Source organism: Shewanella marina JCM 15074 (genome assembly GCF_000614975.1).
In the GTDB taxonomy this organism is placed as follows: domain Bacteria; phylum Pseudomonadota; class Gammaproteobacteria; order Enterobacterales; family Shewanellaceae; genus Shewanella; species Shewanella marina.
The window spans coordinates 15,999-42,191 of record NZ_BALM01000002.1 but is presented as its reverse complement, the minus strand read 5'-3'; the positions used below and the strand labels follow the sequence as shown (position 1 = coordinate 42,191).

At 41.2% G+C, this 26,193-nt stretch carries 17 protein-coding genes and 1 pseudogene; 9 read left to right on the top strand and 9 right to left on the bottom strand.

Annotation, left to right across the window (positions count from 1 at the left end; all coding sequences use genetic code 11):
* The first annotated feature begins 272 nt into the window (after positions 1 to 272).
* From JCM15074_RS02110 to JCM15074_RS02090, 5 genes are all read left to right on the top strand, one after another.
* Positions 273 to 3,023 (top strand): Ig-like domain-containing protein, encoded by a 2,751-nt coding sequence (locus JCM15074_RS02110; protein WP_025819660.1) that lies wholly within the window; start codon positions 273 to 275, stop codon positions 3,021 to 3,023.
* Positions 3,024 to 3,239: 216 nt separating this feature from the next.
* Positions 3,240 to 5,621, top strand: a complete 2,382-nt coding sequence (locus tag JCM15074_RS02105; protein WP_025819659.1) for an Ig-like domain-containing protein — start codon at positions 3,240 to 3,242, stop codon at positions 5,619 to 5,621.
* 224 nt (positions 5,622 to 5,845) lie between these two features.
* Entirely contained in the window at positions 5,846 to 9,136 is a 3,291-nt protein-coding gene (locus tag JCM15074_RS02100) for an Ig-like domain-containing protein (RefSeq protein ID WP_025819657.1), read from the top strand.
* A 211-nt stretch (positions 9,137 to 9,347) separates the two neighbouring features.
* Positions 9,348 to 10,703 carry an Ig-like domain-containing protein gene (locus JCM15074_RS02095; RefSeq protein WP_025819656.1) on the top strand — a complete coding sequence of 452 codons (1,356 nt, stop codon included), beginning with the start codon at positions 9,348 to 9,350 and terminating at the stop codon, positions 10,701 to 10,703.
* Complete coding sequence (locus JCM15074_RS02090) at positions 10,700 to 15,025, top strand: Ig-like domain-containing protein (RefSeq protein WP_025819654.1); 4,326 nt, start codon at positions 10,700 to 10,702, stop codon at positions 15,023 to 15,025. Before JCM15074_RS02095 ends, JCM15074_RS02090 begins: the two co-directional genes overlap by 4 nt.
* A 61-nt stretch (positions 15,026 to 15,086) precedes the next feature.
* Here JCM15074_RS02090 and JCM15074_RS02085 read toward each other — a convergent pair whose 3' ends face one another.
* The 3 genes and pseudogenes from JCM15074_RS02085 to JCM15074_RS02075 form a co-directional block, all read right to left on the bottom strand.
* Entirely contained in the window at positions 15,087 to 15,455 is a 369-nt protein-coding gene (locus JCM15074_RS02085) for a VOC family protein (protein ID WP_025819653.1), read from the bottom strand.
* Positions 15,456 to 15,652: 197 nt separating this feature from the next.
* Positions 15,653 to 16,769, bottom strand: a pseudogene (locus tag JCM15074_RS25180) (solute carrier family 23 protein); the annotation flags it as partial.
* A 222-nt stretch (positions 16,770 to 16,991) separates the two neighbouring features.
* A complete protein-coding gene (locus JCM15074_RS02075) occupies positions 16,992 to 17,522 on the bottom strand; it encodes an NADPH-dependent FMN reductase (protein WP_025819652.1) in 531 nt (176 codons plus the stop codon).
* Positions 17,523 to 17,641: 119 nt separating this feature from the next.
* On the opposite strand from JCM15074_RS02075, the gene JCM15074_RS25455 reads away from it, so the two are divergent.
* On the top strand, positions 17,642 to 17,896 hold the full coding sequence (locus tag JCM15074_RS25455) for a helix-turn-helix domain-containing protein (protein WP_306302208.1): 255 nt from the start codon (positions 17,642 to 17,644) through the stop codon (positions 17,894 to 17,896).
* Complete coding sequence (locus JCM15074_RS20495) at positions 17,866 to 18,543, top strand: substrate binding domain-containing protein (protein ID WP_306302209.1); 678 nt, start codon at positions 17,866 to 17,868, stop codon at positions 18,541 to 18,543. The genes JCM15074_RS25455 and JCM15074_RS20495 overlap by 31 nt, the downstream gene beginning before the upstream one ends.
* Before the next feature lie 66 nt (positions 18,544 to 18,609).
* Here JCM15074_RS20495 and JCM15074_RS02065 read toward each other — a convergent pair whose 3' ends face one another.
* The 5 genes from JCM15074_RS02065 to pdsO form a co-directional block, all read right to left on the bottom strand.
* Positions 18,610 to 19,158, bottom strand: coding sequence for an outer membrane protein (locus tag JCM15074_RS02065; RefSeq protein WP_025819651.1), 549 nt, complete (start codon positions 19,156 to 19,158; stop codon positions 18,610 to 18,612).
* 206 nt (positions 19,159 to 19,364) lie between these two features.
* Positions 19,365 to 19,994: a class GN sortase gene (locus JCM15074_RS02060; RefSeq protein ID WP_234400140.1), complete on the bottom strand. Its 630-nt coding sequence runs from the start codon at positions 19,992 to 19,994 to the stop codon at positions 19,365 to 19,367.
* Positions 19,987 to 21,483 (bottom strand): vWA domain-containing protein, encoded by a 1,497-nt coding sequence (locus tag JCM15074_RS20490; RefSeq protein ID WP_051536804.1) that lies wholly within the window; start codon positions 21,481 to 21,483, stop codon positions 19,987 to 19,989. The genes JCM15074_RS02060 and JCM15074_RS20490 overlap by 8 nt, the downstream gene beginning before the upstream one ends.
* Positions 21,432 to 22,007, bottom strand: a complete 576-nt coding sequence (locus JCM15074_RS23380; protein ID WP_051536803.1) for a VIT domain-containing protein — start codon at positions 22,005 to 22,007, stop codon at positions 21,432 to 21,434. Before JCM15074_RS23380 ends, JCM15074_RS20490 begins: the two co-directional genes overlap by 52 nt.
* A gap of 56 nt (positions 22,008 to 22,063) precedes the next feature.
* Positions 22,064 to 22,819: a sortase-associated OmpA-like protein PdsO gene (gene pdsO / locus JCM15074_RS02050; protein WP_025819649.1), complete on the bottom strand. Its 756-nt coding sequence runs from the start codon at positions 22,817 to 22,819 to the stop codon at positions 22,064 to 22,066.
* Positions 22,820 to 23,054: 235 nt separating this feature from the next.
* Here pdsO and pdsR point away from each other — a divergent pair, with 235 nt between their 5' ends.
* Positions 23,055 to 23,747, top strand: a complete 693-nt coding sequence (pdsR, locus tag JCM15074_RS02045) for a proteobacterial dedicated sortase system response regulator (RefSeq protein WP_025819648.1) — start codon at positions 23,055 to 23,057, stop codon at positions 23,745 to 23,747.
* A complete protein-coding gene (gene pdsS / locus JCM15074_RS02040) occupies positions 23,744 to 25,882 on the top strand; it encodes a proteobacterial dedicated sortase system histidine kinase (protein WP_025819646.1) in 2,139 nt (712 codons plus the stop codon). The genes pdsR and pdsS overlap by 4 nt, the downstream gene beginning before the upstream one ends.
* On the opposite strand, the gene JCM15074_RS02035 is transcribed toward pdsS, so the two are convergent.
* Complete coding sequence (locus tag JCM15074_RS02035) at positions 25,879 to 26,163, bottom strand: type VI secretion system PAAR protein (RefSeq protein WP_025819645.1); 285 nt, start codon at positions 26,161 to 26,163, stop codon at positions 25,879 to 25,881. The two genes, pdsS and JCM15074_RS02035, sit on opposite strands and share 4 nt — an antisense overlap.
* Between the last annotated feature and the right edge of the window lie 30 nt (positions 26,164 to 26,193).

Sequence of the window (26,193 nt, the reverse complement as noted above, 5' to 3'; positions counted from 1 at the left end):
ATTGGAAAAGTAGTAATACCGACATCGCCACCATTATTCTCAACCAAACGACCATTGAGGCAGCAGAGCAAAATACTCAACAAATTGACGATACACCATTAAGTACGGATGGTAGTGATACTGACATTCTCGCCATTGCCACAGGAATTACTGCGGGCACTGTAAGTATTTCTGCAGATTATCAAGGCATAGAAAGTAATCAAGCAGCTCTCGTCGTCAATGCCGCCACCTTACAAAGTTTACAAATCACCCCTGCAAGCATTGAACTTGCAATGGGAACGAGTGCGCAATATCAAGTAATGGGGCATTATTCTGATGGCACCAGTATTGATGTTACCGATAGCGTTAACTGGATTAACAGTCAGCCTAAAATTGCCACGATCATTGATGGTGAAGCCGTCGCAATTAGCCAAGGGGCGACGCAAATTAAGGCCAGTTTACAAGCAATCAATAGTAATCCTGCTAGCTTAACGGTTACAGCTGCAACCTTAACCGCGCTACAAATTACCCCAGCCAATAGCAGTATTGCCAATGGTACTGACGTACAATATCACGCGATTGCTACCTATTCGGATAATTCTTCCCAAGATGTCACCGAGTCAGTCGCTTGGCAATCAAGTAAAATCAATATCGCCACCATTGACAATGGTTTAGCCTATGCAGCAAATATAGGTCAGACGCAAATTAGCGCACACTTAGGCGCTCAGAGCAGTAATATAGCTGTTCTTAATGTTTCTGATGCTGTGCTGCAAGAATTGGTTTTGACGCCAAGCGAGTCTACTATAGCCAAAGGTACAGATCAGGATTATGTCGTTACCGCCCACTACAGTGATGGCACAACTAAAGCCGTCACTCATCAGGTGCATTGGCATAACAGTAATCCCAATAGCGTGATATTTGAAGGTAACCATGCTCATACGCTAGCACCGGGTAACAGTACTATTTATGCCAGTGTAAATAACATTAATAGTAACCAAGCAACGCTGACCGTGACAGCAGCGGTAATAAAAGCGATTCAGGTCACTCCTGCCAATAGTCAACAAGCCAGTGGCACCGATGTGCAATATCAGGCAATTGCTAGATACAGCGATAATTCCACTCAAGATGTCAGTGAGCATGTCAGCTGGATAAGTAGTCATCCAATCACGGCGGCAATTGATAGTAATGGTACCGCGCATACACAACAACCAGGTACCACGCAAATCACAGCAAAGCTCGATGATATTAACAGTAATCCGGCACAACTTGAGGTTACTGCAGCTACCATTACGAGTATTCAGGTCACACCTGCACAGCAAACAGTATCGTTAGGTATTGAGCAACAATACATCGCTATGGCCACGTATACAGATAACACGGTACAAAATATTACTGACCAAGCGGCATGGCATAGTAGCAGTACTGCTAATGCCACTATTGTGAATGGTCTTACGACCACACTGCTAAAAGGCAATGCCAATATCCGTGCCAGCCTTGATGCTATTACGAGTAATCTGGCAGAACTGACCATTAGTGATAAAAAGGTGACTAAGCTACAGCTAACACCAACCAATATGGAATTAGCTAAAGGCACCTCAGAAACACTGCAAGTGCAAGCGACGTATACAGACGGCACCAGTCATGATGTCACTGATAATGTCACTTGGCAGTTATCTGATAATACGGTAGCGTCCATAGATACTGCCATCCAGTCATTAACGGCCATCAAACAAGGCAATGTCAGCCTGAAAGCATTGTGGCCACAAGACAATATCAGCAGCAATACTGCATTAATTTCAGTATCGGCTGCGCAATTAGTTTCTTTGCATATTACCCCTGAATTACATGAGATTATTGCTCATAACAGCGCTAATTTTGAAGCTTTTGGCCGTTACTCTGATGACAGTTACCAAGACTTAACCACACAAGTTAATTGGAGCAGCAGTGATCCAATTAAAGCCACTGTCTTAAAGGGATTGGTCGATGCTCATCAACCCGGAAGCGTTAACATTAGCGCCAACTTCGATGGCATCACTGCCAATATCGCAGATGTCACTATTCTAGATGACACCTTACAATCAATAAATGTGAGCCCAGCCAATATTGATATTGCTAAAGCGACGACGCAACAATTTATAGCTGAGGGACATTATTTGAGTGGTAAAACGGTAGATTTAAGTCAAAACCACGGCGTGGCATGGAGTAGCAATTCAGCCAATATTACAATTGATGAAAATGGGTTAGCGACAGCGATTAATCAACAAAATGGTATCACCATTTCTGCAACTAAATCAGGTATTACCGGACAAGTCACGGTCAATACCACGGCTGCAATTGCGGTGGCGCTTCAGATTAATAAGTATGTGGCGCAACATCCGGGTATTTTAACATCAGGGACACAGTATGATTTACAAGCACTTGCTACAATGAGTGATGACACAATTAAAAATGTCACCTCTACCGCGAATTGGCATGAAGACTCTAATTCAGTCCATGCCACCATTTCCAGTGGCGGCCGTATTACAGCTAAAACACCAGGTGTAACCAATATTACAGCTCAATACCAAGGTGTTAACTCATCAAATAGCATACAAATTACGACTATTGCCGCCGCCAATTACACTTGCCATATCCCTGAAATCACGATTGTTCATGAAGGTAAATCACTGACATTCTTCTGCCCAGTAACCACCGACGAATATCCAACAAGCACTTTTTTAACCGCAACAGGTGCTCGTGCACCAGGCGGTAGAACAGTACCATTAGTCAACTACTATGAGGCTCGAGATTATTGCGCAGCCAAAGGGTTACGATTGCCGTTTGGACAAGAATTGCATGCACTAGTGGTACACGTTAATCAGCCAAATCTCAAAGGTTGGGATATATACACCGTTTATGATTGGCATAATCTACGCAATTATTGGAGCCAATCTCCTGAAGCTGGAGGACGTTATTGGACAGTAAATATGGCCTCCCGTTATAACTGGTTAACGGGTGCAGATGATGGCAATGACCATTCATTTTCATGCGTAAGAGATAACTAAGTCTTTATTTACTAAAAAATTATCAGCCTTATACTATCAATATTTGATGGGGTATTTTTTTATCGAAGCTTAATAACTAAGTCATAATTAACCTAATTTACTATGGAAATCACATTTATGACTCTCTAAACTAACGCATTAGTACTAGTTACTGAATAAAGATAATTATATTTATTCAGTAACTTAAAGTTTTATTTAGTGAGAAAAGGATTTCTTATGAGCTCAAAGATTAAGAGCCCCCTATTATGGCCTTTATACCAATCTATAATCATCGCTTGTATTGCATTAATGATTAACGGCTGTGATAGCCGCGGCTTTATGGGACAAGAAACGCCATCAGCCAGTATTGACGACACGTTACAGATAATTCCTATCACCCAAGTAGCGGGTACCGATGCAATAATGACCCAAATTGGACTGCCGTTTCAATTCATTGCTGTAGATATTATTGATGGTGAATACCAAGTCGTGTCTGACAAAGTGACTTGGTACAGTAGCGACACAAAGATCGCAACAGTTCAGCAAGGACGAGCAACTGCCTTGACTAAGGGGCATACCAAAATTCAAGTTCAGCTTGGTCAGCGTTTGAGTAACACAATCGAACTTGAAGTTCGTGATGAGCCCATGCTAGTACTGCAAATCAAGACAGGTGAAGAGGATCATCCTATTGGTACGCTTTACAATCAATTACCTATCAATGCTAAACAAAGCTTAGTCGCGATTGCAACCTATGCCGACCACACCAGCTTTAATGTGAGTCAGCATGTTGAATGGTTCTCAACTCAAGCTAATATTGTCAATATTGAGCGTGCGGTGGCACATATGCGGGCTAAAGGAAAGAGTGATATTTATGCCGTCTATTTAAATGAGTATAAAAGTAATACTCTGCCTTTTATTGTGACTGATGCCACCCTTGAATTTCTAAAGATCAGCCCAGCAACCGCCACAACAGCCGCCCATAGTCATAGAAACTTCACCGCGATTGCTACTTATTCTGATTACACCAGCCAAAACGTCACCCAATATGTCGATTGGCATAGTAGCCAAAACAACATTGCCACGATCACCCGAGGCGAAGCCGAAGCTCTTACCCCTGGTCGTAGTCAAATTACGGCATCATTACTCGGGATGACAAGTAGCCCATCCACCCTCACAGTTACAGACGCACAATTAGTCAGACTGCAAATTACGCCAAGTGAGCCCGCGCTTGATTTAGGTGAAAGTTTATTTTTTAACGTTAAAGCGATTTACGATGATGGGTCAACTGATGATGTAACCAATCATGCACTATGGCAAAGTAGCCAACCTAACGTCAGTAATGTCGCCGCGGGCTACACCAAAGCCAACAATGTTGGTCATACTGAAATTAGCGCAAGTTTACATAATATAAAAAGTAATAAAGCCACTTTAACGGTAAATGATCACCAACTCACTGCGTTACAAGTTACCCCTGCTCTCGTTGAACTCGCACAAGGCACACAAGCTGAATTAAAAGTGATCGCCCGTTACGATGATAACACTACGCGCGATATTACCGATAAAGTGACATGGCAAAGTCACTCACCAGAAGTCGCACTCATAGATCATGGCCATATATCGGCCATTACTGTCGGGAATACCCATATTCATGCTGTTTTTGATGGTATTAAGAGTAATGATGCTGAAATTACGGTGATTGATGCCAATGTAACCGCGCTGCAAATTACCCCAGCTATTGAAACCGTGCCGGTTAATGGCGTTGTTGATTATGTCGCACAAGCGACCTTTAGCGATGGGCAACTCACAACCACCCAAGATGTATCGCATCTTGTCGCATGGAAAAGCCAACACCATGATATTGCGACACTTGCACATGGTGCCGCAATCGGCGTTCAGCCGGGTGAAGCAAAAATTTTAGCCGTACTCAATGAGACTTATCAAACTGCAAATTTGAAGGTAATCGATAAGCACATTACAGCACTACAGGTGACGCCAGCAGTACAAACCATCGCTAAAGGAACAATGAGTCAATATCGCGCAATCGCGACTTATGATGATAATAGCAGTGAAGATGTGACCGATTTAGTAAATTGGAGCTCAAGTGACAGTAATATTGCGACCTTATATTCAGGAGCATTAGAAGCGGTTGATGTAGGTCAAGTCACTATTAATGCTAATTATCTTAATGTGAGCAGTAATCAGGCTCAATTAACTATTGAAGATATTCAACTTACAGCGATTCAAATCACCCCTCCAAATGAAGAAATTCAGGTGGGTACCAGCACTAGCTATAAAGCAACTGGCTTATACTCCAACGACACAAGTCGCGATATTACCGATCTCGTGCATTGGAATAGTAGCGATACTGATGTCACTACTATTCTACTTAATCAAGTTACTTTGAATACTGAACAAGCTCAATTAGCATCAGTAACTGAAGATATTTCAAAGGTTGCAAGTGAGACTCAAGATTCAGATAATATTTTTGCTATCGCATCAGGTATTAGTGCTGGTTCAGCATTTATCTCTGCAGATTTAAATGGTATAGAAAGTAACCAAGCACAACTAACCGTCAATGCAGCCAGTTTACAGAGCTTACAAATCACCCCTGCAATATAGAACTGGCAAATGGCAATTCAATTCAATATCAAGTCGTTGGTCATTACTCTGATGGTACAAATACCGATTTAACTGATCGCGTACATTGGCAAAATAGTCAGCCACAAGTTGCCACGATAATTAACGGAGAAGCAGTTGCAACAAGCCAAGGGCAAACTCAAATTATTGCAACTATCCAAGGCATTCAAAGTAATCCAGCAAGCCTAACGGTAACTGCGGCAACAGTGACCAACTTACAGATTACGCCTGCAGCTGCTCAAGCTGCATTAGGCAGTGATGTCGAATACCATGTCATTGCAATTTACTCTGATAATTCAACTCAAGATGTCAGCCAACAGGTCGCGTGGAGCATAAACAACAATCAACTGGCAACCATTGAACAAGGTATTGTTCATACTAGTGCCATTGGTGAAGTGACGATACAAGCCCACTTAAATGAATATTCAAGTAATCTTGCCAAACTGAGTATTACCGATGCTAAGTTAACACGTTTAGTGTTATCACCGATGAATAGTACTGTCGCTAATGGCTCTGACATTCATTACCAAATAATGGGCTTTTACTCTGATGGTAGTAGCAAAGACCTTAGTCATAGTGCTCACTTACAAAGCAGCAGTCCGAATCTAGTGGTTTTTGCAGATAATGAAGCCCATACACTAAACAAAGGTCAGGCTGAAATTAGTGCTCATTTAAATGGCATAAGCAGTAATACCGCCAAGCTGAATATTAGTGAAGCTAAGGTCACTGAATTACAAATTACCCCGGCTAATTTGCAATTAGCAAATGGCACAGATGCACAATACCAAGCCATTGCTCGCTATAGTGATGGAACAACACAAGTCATCACTGAGTCAATCAATTGGAAAACCAGTGACACCAATATTGCGACTATTGATGCTAATGGTGAAGCCCATGCGCTGGCGCAAGGGCAAACGCATGTGACTGCCAATTACCAAGATATCAACAGTAATACTGCGCTATTAAATATAACTGCCGCAAAACTGACAAGTCTCCAAATCACACCTGCGATAAATACTATCCCGAATGGTACTGATATCAAATTGCATGCTATCGCTACCTACAGTGATAACACCACCCAAGAGGTGAGTCACGCAGTAACATGGAAAGCCAGTAATAACCAACTCGCAACGATCAATCAAGGGCTCGTACATGCCTTGCAGCAAGGTCCAGTACAATTTAGTGCTCATATTGATGAAATCAGTAGCAATATCGCTACCGTTAATATTACCGATGCCACGCTTATTTCATTACAATTGACGCCTTCGCAATCAACTATTGCTAATGGTAATCAGCAACATTATCAAGTAATAGGCCATTATTCTGATCACAGCACTAAAGATTTAAGTCATGAAGCCAACATAAGTAGCAGCAATGCTAATGTGGCGGTGATCGTCAATGCAAAAGCAGAAACTTCCGCACCAGGAACAAGCCTGATAACAGCGGAATTAAATGGAATAAAGAGTAACCAAGCTGAATTAACGGTAACGGCTGCAACAATAACGGCGATTCAAGTCACGCCTACAACAACCCAAATCGCCAAGGGAAGTGAATTACAATATCACGCTCTCGCAAGTTATACCGATGGTACAACTCAAGATATTAGTGACAAAGTTGATTGGCGTAGTAGCCAAGTCAATATTGCCACGATCAACCAAGGACTCGCGCATGCAGACCAACAGGGACAAACTCAGATAAGCGCAAGTCATAACGGTATAAATAGCAATACTGCAACGTTAAATGTAACAGAGGCGATCATTACAGCAATTCAAGTGACACCAGCCGTCAGCAGCATCGCTCTTGGTTTTGAGCAGCAATATACTGCTATCGCGACGTATAGCGATAATTCAGTACAGAACATCACAACTCAAGCTGATTGGTCGAGTAGCCAAACAACTATTGCCACTATCGTCAATGGTTTAGCGGCCACCAATAACATCGGCAACATCAATGTTATTGCGAGTTACCAAGGGATAAACAGTAATACAGCACAACTTAGTATCACTGATAAAAAAGTAGTGCAACTGCAATTAACCCCAACCAATATTGAACTAGCTCTTGGCACATCAATGCCAATTCATGTACAAGCCAGCTATAGTGATGGCACGAGTGCGGAGGTGACAGACAAAGTCAGTTGGCAATTGACTAATAACAGTGTTGTTGCTATTGATGGTTCGGCACAAACCGTGAGTGCCGTCAATCAAGGGCAAACCAATATCCAAGCACATTGGCAAGCAGATAACATTAACAGTAACTTAATTACGGCCAATGTGAGTGCTGCGACCCTCTCTCAAATTCTGTTAAATCCAGATGAGATCACCATAAAAGTTGGCAGTCATACCACAATTTCAGCTTATGGCTTATACAGTGATGACAGTTATCAATCAATTACAGAACAAGTCGATTGGATCAGTTCAAATACCAATATTGCAACCGTGCTAAAAGGCGAGCTTGATGGTATTAACATTGGTGAAATCACTGTTTCGGCAACAATGGATAATATCTCGGCTCAAGCAAAAGTCATGGTTGAAGAAGATAAACTCACGGCACTTCGTATTGAACCTGCACAAGCTGATATCCCTATCGGCACAGACTTACAACTTAAGGTCATCGGCATTTATCAAAGCGGTACTGAACAAGATATTGGTTCAAGTAATGACATCCAATGGAGCAGTAATTCAAACAATTTAACCATTGACGCAACAGGTGTTGCTTACGGTGTTAATCAGCAAAATGGGATTACGGTTACCGTCCGTAAAGATCAACTTTCGCAAACAAAGCAAATTAACGTAACTGATGCAGTGGTTAAGAAAGTCGAGGTCAAGCAGGAATTTGATCATCTAAATACCGTTTTCACAGCCACCAGTAAACGTCAGTTAAAAGCAATTGCAACCATGACGGATAACACTAAGATTGATGTCACTCGCTCGGCGGCATGGCAAGAGTCCACCAGCTCAACCAAAGCAACCGTCGTAAAAGGACTGGTGACCACCAGTCACTCTGGTGGTAGTGAAATCACCGCAATTTATAGAGGCATATCGTCAGCGCCATTTACTGTCACAATAATTGCGCCGAGTAATCGTTCGTGTTCTTCAAATAAAATCACCATCCCATATGCCGGAGGTACACGCACCTTTACTTGCCCTCTCACGACAACGGAGTATGGTAAGAGCACGCCTAGACGAGCGGGTAATGGCACAACCTCACCACGGGGAATGTTAATTCCAATGGCCAATTACTGGGAAGCTAGCAACAACTGTAAAGCGAGAAATATGCGCCTACCAACAGTAAATGAATTAAGAGCGTTACATAATGCTGCAGATGTCGTATCAAGCCTTGATTACCAAGTCTATACCCGTTTTGGCTGGCCGATTGAAGTCTCCTATTGGACCAATGAAAAAGTTGATAGATTCCACCATCGCATAGTCAATATGGTTGGCGGTGCTAAACACAGTAAGAAAAATAAATTCGACTATTATTGGACTTGTGTAAAATAAAGCAGTCATAAGTATTATAAAGCCCTTAATTTAATTAAGGGCTTTATTTTTTATTATTAGCAATTAATACATTTAATCACTCTTGCGATTGAAAATCATGCTTTAACCCCATATTATAAAAGCCATATATCAAGCCATTATTTTATAAGTTTCAACTATTTATAATACTTTACTACTAGATTTGTAATGGTAGTATTAAAAAGGAATTATTATGTACTCAAGGATTGAGAACAACCGTGTTATCCCCTTTAATCTCTTACTCATATTTTTATTTTGTTTATTCATCACAGCATGTAATGACAATGATGATGAATTACTCTCGCCACCAGTAAGTGAAATTGATCAAACCTTACAAATTATTCCAATCACTCAAGCTGATGGCACCAATGAAACACTGACTCATATTGGTTTACCATTTCAATTTATTGCCGTTGATGAAATCGATGGCGAATATCAAATTGTGTCAGACAAAGTCACTTGGCATTCATCAAATAGGGATGTAGCAACCATTCAACACGGTCGAGCTGTAGGCATAAAACAGGGCATCACCAACATACATGTAACTCTCAATAACCGTATCAGCCAAGCCTTACCGCTTAATGTGAGTAATAGTCCCATTATTGCATTACAAATTAAAGCTGGAGAGTACGATCACCCAACAGGCACTTTAGCTAATCAACTCCCCGTCGGTAGTCAACAATCATTAAAAGCAATTGCAACTTATGCAGACCACTCCAGTTTTGATGTATCCCATGTCATTAATTGGAGCAGTAGTCACAATGATATAGTGCAAATAAACAACGCAACAGCACAGATGCTAAAGCCAGGTAACAGTAATATTCAAGCGAGTTTTGCAGGAGTACAAAGTAATGTTCTGCCTTTTATCGTCAGTGATGCAACGCTCAAATATTTAAAGGTCAGTCCCGCCACTGCATCAACAGCACCACATAGTCACCAACAATTTAAGGCTATCGCAACCTACTCTGATTACACCAGTCAAGATGTCACTAACCAGGTTAGTTGGCATAGTTCTGATAGCAATATTGCCACTGTCGATGCAGGAGAAGCCGAAGCACTCATTACCGGTCAAGTACAGCTCAGCGCCAGTATAAATAATATAACCAGTGCTCCAGCAAACTTAACGGTCTCAGATGCCAAACTAGTACAGTTACAAATTAGTCCTAGTACACCTACGGTAAATTTAGGTGAAAGTATATTTTACCAAGTTAAAGCGATTTACGATGATGGCTCAACCGATGATATAACCGACCATGTCCTTTGGCAAAGTAGCGATAGTAGTATCACCAATGTGGTTGCAGGTTATGCAAAAACCAATAGCGTCGGCGTTACCAAAGTGACTGCATCATTAGATGGTATCGAAAGTAATACATCGACTTTTACAGGTACTGATCATCAACTCATATCCTTACAAGTTACCCCATCTGTAGTTGAGCTAGCCAAAGGCACACAAACAGATCTTACTGTGATGGCAACTTACGATGATGATACCGTTATCGACATTACAGATAGAGTCACGTGGGCAACTCATACACCTGAAGTTGCATGATAACCCATGGTCATGTCGCTGCACTCAATATCGGCAAAGCTGAAATTCATGCGGTGTTTAATGGGGTTGAAAGTAACGATGTGCATGTCACTGTTATTGACTCAGTGATTACCGCACTACAAATTACCCCAGCAATAAGCAATATTGCCATCAATTCAGCAGTAGATTACGTCGCACAAGCAACATTCTCTGATGGGAACATTACCACGACCCAAGACGTATCTCACCTAGTGGCATGGAAAAGTCTACATCATGATATTGCCACCCTCACCCATGGTAGTGCCATTGGCGTTAAGCAAGGCGATGCCGAAATCCTAGCTGTACTCAATAAACAACACATTATCGCCCAGTTATCAGTGAGTAATAAACAGCTAAAATCATTGCAGGTTACCCCTGCAAATCAAACCATTGCCGTCGGTAGTGCCACCGAATATAAAGCTACGGCTATTTATGACGACAATAGTAGTGAGGATGTGAGTGAACTTGTCAATTGGAACAGCAGTGATAGTAATCTAGTGACGTTATATTCTGGAGTGTTAGAAGCAGTAGCAGCAGGAAATGTCACCATTCACGCAAATTATAAAGGCATTAATAGCAATCAAGCACAACTGAGTGTTGATGATATTTACTTAACTTCAATTCAAGTTACCCCTGCGGCTATCGATATTCAAATAGGTACTAACGAAAAATATCGTGCTATTGGTTTTTATTCTGATAACAGTAGTCAAGATATCACCCACCAAGTAAATTGGGGCAGTAGTAATACCTATATTGCCACTATTGTCATCAATCAAATTTCAAATATTCAAGAATTTGAAAATCATCAAGAGACTCAAGCTTACCAAGGGGAGCAAACCTCAAGTAATACTCAGCACGAAGATCAAGTACATGCTTTTGCGTCAGGCATCAACAGTGGTAATGCTTTCATTACCGCAGATTTTGCCGATATCAGTAGTAATCCAGCGCAGCTAAGAGTGACTGAAGCTAGCCTGCAATCACTGCAAATCACCCCAGCTCAATCTGAAATCAGCATTGGTTCAGAAATTGAATTTGATGTTATTGGTTATTTTTCAGATGGTAGCAGTAAAGCGGTTACTGAATCTGTCCATTGGATAAATAGTCGCCCTGATATCATCACGATTATTGATGGTACTGCTGAAACGATTAGTGCTGGCCAAGTGACCTTGCAAGCAAGTATTCAAGAAATCATCAGTAATACGGCCACAATTAATGTCTCAGCAGCAACAATAACCAGCATTCAAGTGACCCCTGCTAACGCCAGTATCGCCAGTGGTACAGATATCAATTATCGCGCTATCGCAACTTATTCAGACAATTCGCAACAAGATGTGACTGAAATTGCTGATTGGCAAAGTAGTCATACCGCGATTGCCACAGCCAGTGTAGGAGATGTTCATAGTATGATGAAAGGCAGCGCCAAAATTACTGCCCATATTGATAATATGACCAGTAACGCTGCTAATCTAACGGTCACTGACGCGAAGTTAACCCAATTACAACTGTCACCGACTGTCAGTACGGTTGCCAAGGGCAATCACCAGCATTATCAAGTTACAGGCTATTTTAGCGATGGCAGTAGCAAGCTGATGACGCAAGATGTCCATTGGCAAAATAGTGCTCCACATATTGCCACCTTGATAGAGGGTGAAGCCGATGCCTTTAATCAAGGTAGAACTCAAATTACGGTGAATATGGATGGAATTGTGAGTAACGTTGCCACTCTCAACGTCTCTTCCGCAGTCATTAGGGCATTACAAATTAGCCCAGCTAATAGCAATATTGCGCTAGGAACAGATCAGCATTACCAAGCAATTGCGACTTACAGCGATCAAACTACGCTCGATGTAACAGAACAAGCTAATTGGCAAAGTCAGCAATTGAATATTGCCACGATTAAACAGGGTGAGGCTCATTCAATTGCCTCCGGCAATACTATGATTATGGCGAATATTGATGGTATTGTCAGTAATCATGCAAATTTAACAGTGACCAACGCACAACTTGCAGCCATCCAAGTGACGCCCGCCAATATAACACTCGCCAATGGCAGTCACATTCATTACCAAGCCAATGGCATATATTCCGATGGCAGCAGTCGTGATATTACCCATTTAGTGACATGGAAAAGTCAGCAACCTAATATTGCCATGTTTGCTGAGGATGAACTGGAAACACTCAGTCAGGGGAATACGGTTATAACGGCAAACATGGATGGCATGACCAGTAATGCAGCTCAACTATCTGTCACAGCGGCCCAAATAACTGAACTACAAATCACGACCAATGATGAGCAAATTGCCAAAGGGACTTATACACAATTCCAAGCATTAGCCACTTATACGGATAAAACGGTTCAAGATGTCACCGATTCGGCCACATGGACGAGCTCAAACTTAAATATTGCCACCATCAACTCAGGTAAAGCTCATGCAGAGCAACAAGGTAGTGTCATCATCTCTGCGCGTTACGATGGAATATCCAGTAACCAACGAGAACTTGAAGTTAAGCAAGCCAATATTCGCTCAATTCAAGTCTCACCCGCAATGCAAGATATCGCATTAGGCTTAGCGCAACAATTCATTGCAACAGCGGTTTATACTGATGACTCTATTCATGATATTACCAGTCTAGCGGCGTGGAATAGCGACAATACTAATGTGGCCACCATCGTTAAAGGGCATGTTTCCAGCAATAATATCGGCAATGTGAAACTCTCTGCCCACTATCAAGGGGTGATGAGTAATCAAGCCCAGTTAAATATCACCGAAAAAGTGATCAGTAAATTGCAGCTTACACCAACGGAAATCAACCTCGCGAAAGGAACCACTGAGGATATCCACGTTAAAGCCACATATACAGATGGTAGCACCCGCAATGTAACCGACAGTATTAATTGGTATGCCAATAACCCGAACATTGGTTCATTAACCGATACCACAATTACTGGAGTGAACCAAGGTTCAAGTATTCTATATGCTTATGTACCAACAACTAGCGGTTTACTTAAGAGTAATATTATTAACGTAAATGTATCGGCCGCAGAATTGACCCACCTCTACATATCACCAGAAGGAACTCAAACGGCACCATCACAATTAAAAGTACATCAATCTAATCAATTTTTAGCATACGGTGTATATAGTGATAGCTCGTTACAGGATCTAACCCAACAGGTTAACTGGAATTCAAGTGATACCAACAAAGCAACGGTCAATAAAGGTAATGTGCATACTGAACAAGCTGGTATGGTAACTATTTCAGCAACTGTTAATGACAAAATATCAGCCCAAACCTTAGTTAATGTTGAGCAAGACCAATTAGTTCGTATCGACGTCAGTGCTGAAAATAGCAACATACCATTGGGAATGCAGATGCAGTTCACAGCAAAGCTGATCTATGAGAGTGGCTTAACAGAAGAGATAACTAATACAAATGAGTTATCATGGAGCTCATCTTCAGCAAACTTAACCATTGATCAAGCGGGTGTGGCAACGGCCAATCAAATCACTACAGGTATTATTGTCAGCGCCATTAAAAATGACATAAAAGGCCAAGCCACTATTAATGTCACCGATGCAACTGTAAAAGAATTTTATTTACAGTTTATCAAACCTGAAATCACCCACGACATCACTCCGCAATCTAAACGACAAATCCAAGCTGTAGCAGTCATGACTGATGATACTAAAAATTGGGTTTCATGGAATGATGCCACTAACTGGTATGAGGATTCAAATGGTCGCGTTACCACAGTTGTTAATGGTGTTGTGACCGGGGTAGCCCCCGGAACAAGCAAAATTACTGCAGAATATCGCGGCGTGACCACCGCTCCGTTTACCATTAATGTGCTTCAGCCTGGTAGCTATTCATGCCAAGAGCATGAAATCACGGTCTGGGATGGTCGAAGGTTAACTTTTACTTGCCCGATTACAACAGAAGAGTTTCTTGAGCAAGGTTATAAAGATCGCTATAACAACCGAGTTGGAGATGGTCGTACAGCACCAACAGGCATGAATGTGCCTATGGTCAATTGGGATACCGCTAATAAATATTGTACCGATAATGGTTGGCGCTTACCCACTATCGCAGAGTTAGAGTATTTACAATCAAGAGCTAATACTAAAAATCCAAAAGGCTTTGGTGTTTATACCCGCTTCGGCTGGCCTATTAATGCTCACTTTTGGAGTAGCGATGCAGAACCAGGCACAAAACATTGGTTACTGAATATGTATAGCCGTAATCCTATTTTGCGCTATGACAAAACCCAGTATCACTACTTTTCATGTTTTAAGCCCAAATAATCCAAAACATCAACACCAAAAGAGCCAGTGAATGACTGGCTCTTTTTATCAGTGTAATAAGTTAACCCATGTAAAAGAACACCAGCTTATTCCCATCAAGATCACGAAAATAACCGCCATAGAAGCTATCACCTCTTGGGCCAACCTCACCTTCATCAATTGCGCCTAAAGATAAGGATTTTGCGTGTAATTCATCGACCTGTTCAGTGGAGTCACACATTAACGCAATCATGGTACCGTTACCTACTGAGGCTGGTTTACCATCAAACGGTTTAATAATACCGAACATAGGCGCTTTATTATTTCGTCCCCATAACACTAACCGTTCATCTTCCATTATCCGATTCGCGCCCATTAATGCCATTAATGGTTCATAGAACGCCGCAGATTTGGCTAAATTATCAGTGCCTAATGTGGTATATCCAATCATAAATGCTCCTATTAAAAGTGTTCAAAAAACAACATTAAGTTAACAAAAGTCGAATCACTTTAATAGTTTACTCATAAGAGTTCTATATTGGCTTATTCTGTCACTTCCCCAGCCGTTTTCTCATTGGGGATCAACGCATTCATCAATACCGCTAAAATGGCACCAATGGCAATACCAGAGCTTAATAAATAACTGGCCAACTGAGGCATGCTATACAAAATCTCACGTGGCATCACAGCAGTACCCAAACTCACCAAAATAGGAATACCGATCACTAACATATTACGTTCATTTAACTGAATGTGTTGAATAACACGAAAACCATTCATTGCAATAATCACACAAATAATCGCAAATACGCCCGAAATAACAGGATGTGGAATAGAAGCAATGACGTACATCAATTTAGGCATAAAACCAAATAGCAATAATACACCGCCGCCAGCCATAATGGCCCGACGAGAAGCAACCCCCGTGACCGCAATAATGCCAGCATTAGTTGAATAGCCAGTAACAGCTTCCGCCAAATAATGAACAAATAAAATAACCAATGCCCTCACCGTTAGCGCCTGCATTCACTTTTTCATCGGTTAATTCAGCACCTGTTACCGCACTCACTGCACACCAAGTTCCCGTAGTTTCAATCAATACAATTAGCGCAATAAACATCATGGTAGCAATAGGCACCAAATGAAACTCTGGGGTACCAAATGGCATTAATTCAGGTAGGGCAAACCATGGCGCATCTGCAACTGAGCTAAAATCAACCATGCCATATTGGCTCGCTACCAAGGTACCAAACACCATAGAAAGTAATACCGACGTTAACCGCATCCAATGGGCCGCTTTAATAAAACAACCAATTAATATAAACCCAGTTAATAATGCGGCACTTGCCCCTGCAACAGCCATGTTATCAAGCGGCGTAGGCCCAGTATAAATACCACTAAAAGCAACAGGAATAAGTGAAATACCGACAATGACAATCACGGTTCCACCAACAATAGGAGGCACAAACTTACGTACCAACTGACTAAATTTATTGAGTGGCTTACCTAATAGAAAAATAGCAATGCCAACGGGAATTAATGCTCCATAAACGGCTGCCATTCCATAGCTTTTACCCAGTGCACCAATCGCCCCAAGAGGAATATATGATGGCCCCTGCATAACGGGCAATTTAAGTGAGAATCCAGATTGGATCAGTGTTGCAATGCCCGCCACAATAAATGTCATTTGAATTAATGCTGCGGAATCTTGGGTATTAAAGGCTAATATTCCCGCAAGAATAATCGGCACAATATACAAGTCCATCGCTAACACATGTTGAATACCTAAGTAGATTGCTTTTTGTAATGGAATTTTCTCGTTGATGTCGCCTAAATTTAACTTGGTCACGCAATTAGCCCGTAATTCAAAACGCGCTATTGTAGGGATTAATCATTTCGTAAAATTGATAGGTATCAATTAATTAAATCTATATTGAGCATTGAATAGGAAATTCAATACTCAATTTAGAACAATAGAATATTGACGTTACTGTGAAGTTAATGTCGCCAATGCCTGAGTCATTTGAGCCACTAATTCAGGCTCGGTTAACTTACCCGCAGTCATATCAAAATTATCATAGAAACTTGGCACTGAAACATTCGCTTTTACATCAGCAGCAAAATAAGGGGCCGAGTTCACAGCAGCGGCTAACACACTCGCTGCGCCGCCAGGGCCTGGAGATGTTGCAAGCATCACAACAGGTTTATTTTGAAACACCTTCATATCAATTCTAGATGTCCAATCAAATAGGTTCTTATACGCAGCGGTATAAGAGCCATTGTGCTCAGCAAACGAGATAATTAATGCATCAGCAGCACCCATTTTTTGATAAAAAGTCTGGGCTAATTCTGGCTGACCAAGCTCTTGTTCTTTATCAACACTGAATAACGGTAACTCATAATCATTTAAGTCAATCAACTCAAACTCAACATCCGCTAACAAAGAACCTGCATATTGCAATAACTGCTTATTGATTGATGTGCGGCTGTTAGTGGCTGCAAAAGCTAATATTTTCATCATCTACCCCCTGTTTAATAGCAAACTTTAAAATCACTTTGTGACTCACCTCATATGAAACAGTGTATATTGATTAAATTTAGCTTTTAATACCTCAGAAAAAGGCACACTATTTCCATATGACTATTAATACTCTATTCGATGGTATTGTGATTTTTGTTGAAGTAGTGAAACAAGGAAGTTTTGCGGCAACGGCACAAGCACTTGGGCATTCCAATTCACACATTAGCAAAGAAATTAATAAACTTGAGGCCAGATTAGGCGTACGCTTACTGCACCGCACCACCCGCTCGATTAGCACAACGCCTGAAGCGATGCCTATTTTAATGAATGTTTACAACTCATTAATGATGCAGAGCAGGCGGTTGATTTAATCACTCAGCATCAGCAATCTCCCAAAGGAACCCTAAAAATCAGCTGTGCTATTGGGTTTTGCCATCACTACTTAACCCCAATCATCTCTGAATATTGCCAGTTATATCCCAATGTCAATTTAGATTTAGAACTCACAGATAAAAGTGTTGATGTCATCGCTGATGGTTATGACTTAGTCATTAGAGCCACCACAAATTTGAACGACTCTTATCTTATCTGTAAAAAGATTTATACCAGTTATATTTATACTGTTGCCAGCAAAGAATATTTACTCAAACATGGCACACCACACCATCCACACCAATTAACTCAACATGATTGCCTCACCTACTCTAATTTAAAACACCCCGACAAATGGCAATTTATTGATCAACAACAGCAAACATTTACCGTCAATGTGCGCGAAAAAATGCGCTGTAATAATGCCAATATGCACCTCAGTATGGTGCAAGCTGGACACGGTATTTGCCGGTTACCAGGGTTTTATTTAGATGAATTACTTAAACACAATCGAGTTGAAACGCTATTTATGCAACTGCCAATGCAGCAAGTTGATGTTTTTGCTTTATATCCAAGCCGCAAACATCTCTCAGCAAAAGTTAGACGTTTTATTGATTTAGTTTCAAATAGATTACAGTCAAATTAAACTTATGCTGGGTCATTAACGCCAAAAAGCGAGCTATTGCTCGCTTTTCATTAGCCAATATATAAATTAGAAGTTGTAACGAATGCCACCAGCAAACACATCCGCATCGCTATAATTCAAGTATCCCAACTCTAATGCAAAATTGTTTTTAAATTGATACCCCATTCCTGCACCAACACCAGTCTGAGTATCATCACTAGAGTATCCTTCCAAACTTAATTCAAAATTAGTACTCGTTACATTACCAAATAAGTAAATACCATTAGAAAATTGATATTGAATCTTACCTCCTAATTCAAAATATCGATCTAATTCTGTTTTAATATTATAAGTAGTATAAGTCGCGTTGCCATAGACATCGTAATAATAACTATCCAATTTTGTATTGTCATCTGAGATCCCAACGCCATATTTAATGTAAGGTGTAATTGAAAACGCATCATTGATATTGAATTGATAACCCGCATGGATTGCAATTGCGCCTAACGAAATATCAGATACATTTGATATTCCAGAATCCAACTCAACATCTAAATAATCAGCACCTAATTGCCAGCCTGCATGTACAGGGGCAGAACAAGCTAAAATCACAGCTGCAAGTAATGTTTTTTTCATATTAATATCCTTGTTATTTACTTTGCGAATATGACTTAAGCTACTGACTTTAATAAAAAACACATCCATCACTGTTGATTTTTATTAACACAAACTTTAAAGCCCGTTATATAACATCATGATAATTAATACTTTAATTTTAATAACCTTACTTTATGTAAGCAATTGCTTACATAAGCACTTAAAAACAACTGACAATTTATTTATTAAACTACTATTTCCGCAGTCACCAAATAGCGTAATTCAGTCCCCGCCGCAATCGCGTTAAATGGATAACAGGTCATTAAATAAAGCTTGGCACTATTTTCATATAAAAAATAATCTTCAGATTGATGAATAACATCTATTTGACTTACGCGGTATTTAAGCACCTGTCCTTGTTGATTTTGTAGCTCAAACTCATCCCCCACAGCTACCTGTTTTAAAAAGGAAAAATGGGTATCATTATGGCCGGCAATTAAACTGGGGCCACTTGCATCAAACTCATGGGTCGACAATAAATGCGCAGGACCAAAAGCCAGATTGCGACCACTCGCGCCTGACAACACATATTGCTCAATCCCATATTGCGCAAAACTGAGTTTCGCTTTCGGCCAAGTATCAGCATAAAACCAAGGCTTAACAGGTCGCTGCAACAGCATGCTTTGCTGCCATGAGTCAGCAATTAAAAACTGAGCTAGCTGAGCCTTTAATTGCATATAACTGCCTTTAACCACTAACCCTGCTCCCACAAGCAAGATCACAGTTATCATTAGCCAAGCTAATTTTCTCCTCATTAATCGAGTCGAAACAAAGTGAGTCTTCACTAGCATTGATGACAGAGCAATATCAGACATATTGACGTCTCTTAAGTAATACCCCACAACCCATTGCCAAACTCAGCAGCAATAATCCCAATAAGATATGTAACTGACTTTGCCCATCCGTTTGCGGTAACCCCATCGTCCAGCCAGCAGGACGCATACCATTGATGCGAACCGTTTTTACTGCAATTTGAGCTTCATTGGGTTCGCTCTCTTTTATATCTTGCTCTTGTTCAATCGCAACAAATGCAGTGTAAGGGCTCATTAACTGATACTTGAGCGCCGTACTAAGTACCTCTGCTTTAATATTTGTTTGATCACCATATTTGTTAAGTAATAACGATTTAATCTTTTGTCTCGCCCATAATCTGGCAATGGCATCGCCCTCTTCAGTTTGAGGCCGCTTAAAACTGGCATTAAATTTATGTCCTACTGACTCGCCAGAAACCGTGTATTGTTGTGCATCTTGATTAAATTTAAATGCCAACAGCAACGGCTCACCAAAATAAAGATCGGGGATTTGCTTTGGCCAATAACTTAGCGGTTGCAGACCATCATTAGTGAGTGACAACTGCTTTATTACAGGATGGGCTAACTGTTTAAATAACGATGTCATCTGTTGTTGAACCTGACTCACATGACTAATATAACGTGTATTACCTCGCCCCACTTCCGCACTGCGATTCATAAAATAATGATTAGGGGCACTGCCAATACCAATGGTAAAGAGTCGATTATCGGCAATATTATGCTTAATAAATTCAACCACTTGTTGCTCATTACTCACACTGCCATCCGTTAAAAACACAATTTGTCGTAAATAATTAGTATCGCCTTGAGCAGCTAACACATGTGCAAAAGCATCAAAAATCTCAGTGCCGCCATTAGCGCGTAGATTATTCACAAATTGTTTAGCAAGCTGCAAGTTAGCTTCTGTCGCAGCTAAAGCTTGTGTTGAAAAGCCGTTCACCATGGAGTTGAACTCAATAATATTAAAATTATCTTGGCTATCGAGATTATCCAACGCATACAGCAATGCTTGCTTTGCTTGAGATAACGAGCGACCTTCCATTGATCCTGACGTATCAATCACAAACACTAACTCTCGCGCTAATCTTTGTTGTCTAACAAACAATCTTGCTGGCGGCACCAGCATCAGCAAACCATACTCTTCACCGTCAAACCGCTCACTAAAAAGAGCCGCCTTAACTTCACTACTCACTTTAGCTTGATAACGTAATTCAAAATCTTGATTAGCTAGACCGGTGTCTTCTTGCGCCAGCTTAATTTGGTAATGGCCCAGCTCTTCCGAAAGAACATCAATTTGATGGTTAATGGCATGAATATTCGCTAATTCAAAGCCAGAATTGAGCTCAATATTAAGACTAAATCGGTGCGTAGGGGCTTTGGTGGCGATGTGTGATGATTGAGTTACCGCAATAACATCACTCGACATCGCCCAACCCGAAGTTAAATCAACATCGAAAGTTTGTATCTCTGCTTGATAACGCGGTGCAACCACCGTAGGAAGTACAATGGCAAATTGATCATGTTCAAATTTGACTTTATCAATATAAACCAGCTCAACAGAAATGCTCTGTCCAGCTCAATATTGGCCACTTGACTGATAAAGACATTAGCCCGTTTCTGCGTCATTAACGCGGCTTTTTTACCTTGTTGCTGAGCTTGTTGATATAACTGCTGCGCTTGTTGCTTCTCTTTAATTTGGCCATTAATAATACGCTCTCCAATCCGCATTCGCATTTGATAAACTGCGCTCTCATCTGGCAATGGAAACACATATTTAGCATTCACCACTTGCTTATGCGTGTTTTTAAACACTTGCGTTATTTTGACTTTATTGAGCAAGCCTTGCACTTGCATATCAACTTGCGTATCCAGTAATAAACCGCTAGTTAATGGTTTGCCATTAAGGGAGTCTAATTGTAGCTCTGCTTGCTCTGATGCCGCGGCATAAGAGACAAAAAAGCAACTCAATAGCAAACTACAACACCATAACCATTTGCTGCGCTTAAGCTCTTGCATAGTTAAGCTCCTTACCGCCAAAGTAACCTCTGACGGTATAACTGATACCAAGTTGATTAATTGTTTGCAGTTGTTAGTAGTGCTGAATCATCGGTTGCTATCTCTGCCATCATCGTTTGCGGCTCAGTGAGTACGGCAATACTGACGCGGCGATCAAAACGGCGCCCTTCAATGTCATCAATGGCAGCAAGTGCTTGCGTTTCACCGTGGGCTTGCTCTGTTAATCTTGCGCCGTCAACACCTAGATCAATTAAGAATCGTTTCACACTGGCAACACGCTGCTTTGATAGCGCTAAATTAAAATCAGTCGTGCCCGCTTTATCTGCAAAGCCGGTTAAATCAATTTGGGCTTGAGGGTATTCAATCAATTGCTGTGCTAATGTTTGTAATTGGCTGGCAAATAGTGGTGCAATTTCACTGGTACCTAACGCAAATTGAACATTCATATCGGTGATCCCTTGTTGTTGTAACAATTGCTCATGCTGCTCCTGAACATTAACCAGTTGCTGCTCCAACTTCATATTTTGTTGAGCGACTTGCTGTAAATGTTGCTGCTCTTCTTTTGCCTGCACTATCTGCTGCTGTTGCAGTTCTAATTGATTCTTTTGCGCTTCAGTCTCACCAATAAAACCGCCCAATACACCACCGATAAAACCACCTAGAGGACCGCCGACAATCACACCAACGACGGCGCCGACACCAAAGCCTATGGCGGGTTCGTGATGAGTTTGCTCAGTATTCATTTCGGTTGCTAATGCTGATTGTGAAACCAGTACCAATGTTAATGCCGTTGCTAAGATTGTTTTTTTCATCATCATTTCCTTGTTAATCATGTTTTAATTATTAATTCATCACAGACATAGATAATTGGGCTGTGATTTGCTTGAGTTAATTAAAACCGATTAGCGTGGCATTTTTAGGGATGAAAAAAGGCAATGTGATGAGCAATTATGACCAATTATGGCAATTGCCTCCTCGCCATAGCTATGCTGAAAATTTTAGGTATAGTGAACAACAATCAATAAGATCAACAACAACCTAGTCGCAATGAATAAACATATCGCCATTATTGAAGATGAAACTGCTATTAGAGAAAACTACTGTGACATGCTCAGCAAACAAGGCTATCGAGTCTCAGGCTATGCTGATCGTCATTCAGCTGAGCTTGCATTTAAACAACAGCTACCTGACTTAGCCATTATTGATATCGGCTTAGGCAATGAAATTGATGGTGGTTTTGCCCTATGTCAAATGCTCCGCTCAGCATCCCAAACCTTACCCATCATTTTTTTAACCGCCCGCGATAATGAAATTGATACTGTTTGTGGCCTTAGAATGGGAGCCGATGATTATCTAACCAAAGATATTAGCTTGCCCCACTTGGCCGCTCGAATTGCCGCTATTTTTAGGCGAATTGAGGCTATGGCTGCCCCAGTGCAACAAGAAAGCATGATCCAATGTGGACCGCTAAAAATCGATACCAACCGCATGCAGGTCAGTTGGAACAACCAACTTATCGATCTTACTATCACTGAATATTGGATGGTACATTCGCTAGCGCAGCGCCCCGGACATGTAAAAAGCCGTAATGACTTAATGAGTGATGCCAAAATTTATGTTGATGACAGCACCATCACCTCACATATCAAGCGCATCCGCAAAAAGTTTATTAAAGTCGATAGCCAATTTAACTGCGTAGATACCGTCTACGGCATGGGTTATCGCTGGGATCCACAATAATGAGATTTGGCTTAGGGCTTCGTAGTAAATTTATTTTACTTTCCAGTTTCTTACTACTGCTACCATGGCTGGGCTATGAATATGTCTGGGAAATGGAGAAGTACCTGCGCCTAGGCCAAGAAAAAACACTAGTCGGTACCACCAGAGCGCTAGCCACAGCATTACATGAGCGGCCAAAGCTATTTGATCAACAAGCCAGCTTTCTTCAACAAGTAGTCAAAGGTCGTGATCTGTACGCCTATAAATTACATAACCCTATTAGGCTCGATGGCAAATTAAATGACTGGCAAGAGTATCGGCCACTGTTTTGGTTCTACGATAAACAATATTTGCAGCAACAAGATGAGCAGCATACAGATGCCGATCTATCATTCAGCCATATGGTCGGTAAATATGACAAATACCTATACGCTGCATTTGAAGTTAACGATCAAGATCTTGTCTATCGCCCAAAAAATAGCTTAAGTATTACAGGTAACGATCATCTTCGAATTGCGATGAAAAGTCCGACCGGAGCATTAACTTCGTACCTTATTGCCACCAGCCAAGAAGGTTGGATTAATGCATTTGAAGAATCAAGCTTAACCCCATTTGCCCCCATTCAAGGCTACTTTAAGCAAACAGAGCAAGGATACAATATTGAACTACGTATCCCATTAGCCATGCTGGGTAACAAACTGGGCTTTGCCATTATTGATAAAGATAATCAGAGCAAGCAGCTAACAACAATATCTACCTCTAATTTGAAAACCTTAAATGAATTGGGTTCGGTACTACTGCCGTCACCTGAAATCGAGCGCATAGTTAAAGGCATGCGCCATAGTGGTAGCAAAATTTGGGTTGTTGATAATCATCACCGTGTATTAGCCCAAGCAGGTTCAATTCAAGAAGCTGATGGCGTTTGGGGTAACAGTATTATTGAAGATGACGAACAAAAATCATGGTGGCAATCATTCGAACAAGATTACTTACACAGTCTCTACTACCAAATTTTAACCAAACCAACCAATGATTTTATTGATTCGCTTCATGATGTCGCCGCACTGCAAGGCAGCCATATTGAAGCCGCTTTGGCAGGTAAAGCCACCTCCACATGGCGTCTTACTCCAGATAATAAAGCCCTTATTTTATCAGCGGCTTACCCTATCTGGATTGGCAATAAAGTGATGGGAGCCGTGATTGCCGAAGAAACCACCAATGGTGTACGCACACTGCGTAACAAAGCCCTAGAAAAACTATTTAATGTCATTTTAGCGGTGCTTACCATCGGCACTTTTGTACTATTTTTCTTTGCATCACGTATTTCATCCCGAGTCCGAAAGTTAAGAGATGCGGCTGAAAATGCGATTGATCCACAAGGCCGGGTACTAGGACAAATAGAAAGCTCAAATGCTAGAGATGAAATCGGCGATCTGTCCCGCAGCTTTGCCAACATAGTTGGTCGTCTTGGTGGCTATACCCATTATTTAGAAAATATGTCATCAAGGTTATCCCATGAACTGCGAACCCCTGTAGCAGTAGTGCGTTCATCCCTAGAAAGCTTACAAATGGAAAACTTAGATGCGGACAGTCAAAAGTACCTAGCTCGAGCAACTGAGGGGGTAAATCGTCTTAACAAAATCATCACCACCATGAGTGAAGCAACTCGATTAGAACAAAGTATTGCCAATGCTGAAACGGAAAGCTTTAACCTGAGCCAAGTCATTTCAGGTTGTATGCAGGGCTATCAAATGGCTTACCCACAGCAAAAGTTTAACGTTGAACTGGCAACAGAACCTTTAATAATTAACGGTGTACCTGAATTCATTGCACAGTGTTTAGATAAACTTATCAATAATGCCATGGAATTTGCGGTTCAGGATAGCGCGATAGCAGTGTCATTAATCAAACAACATAAACAAGCCATATTAACCATTAGCAACCAAGGCCCATTATTGCCCGCTAATATTGGCGATCATATATTTGATTCTATGGTGTCGGTGCGTAGCCAAGCGCTGCAGCAACAACCCCATCTCGGGCTCGGGTTATATATTGTCAGACTTATTGCTCAGTTCCACCATGGCAAAATTCAAGCGGCGAATAATGCCAATCAAGATGGTGTAATATTTACCATCAGTTTACCACTGGAGCATTAACCAATATTGACGGTACCGCTGCCAATCACCACGCCGCCACAGCTAATGGCATCGCCTGCTCGGGCAGCGGGTTTACCATCAATAAATACACTGCTTGAACCTGCTGCAATAGCGCGGTCATGATTCGGCGCACTCGGTTTATCATGTGGCGCAAGCGCATCCCCCATTCTTGCTGCTGGCTTACCTTCTATGATGACTGTTGCTGAACCTTCAATAATCGGCGTAGCGGGATAACCATCATGGTCACTGCCCATATCACCCAATTTTGCTGCCAGTGCCATAAACACTCCTTATATATCGCAACGGATATT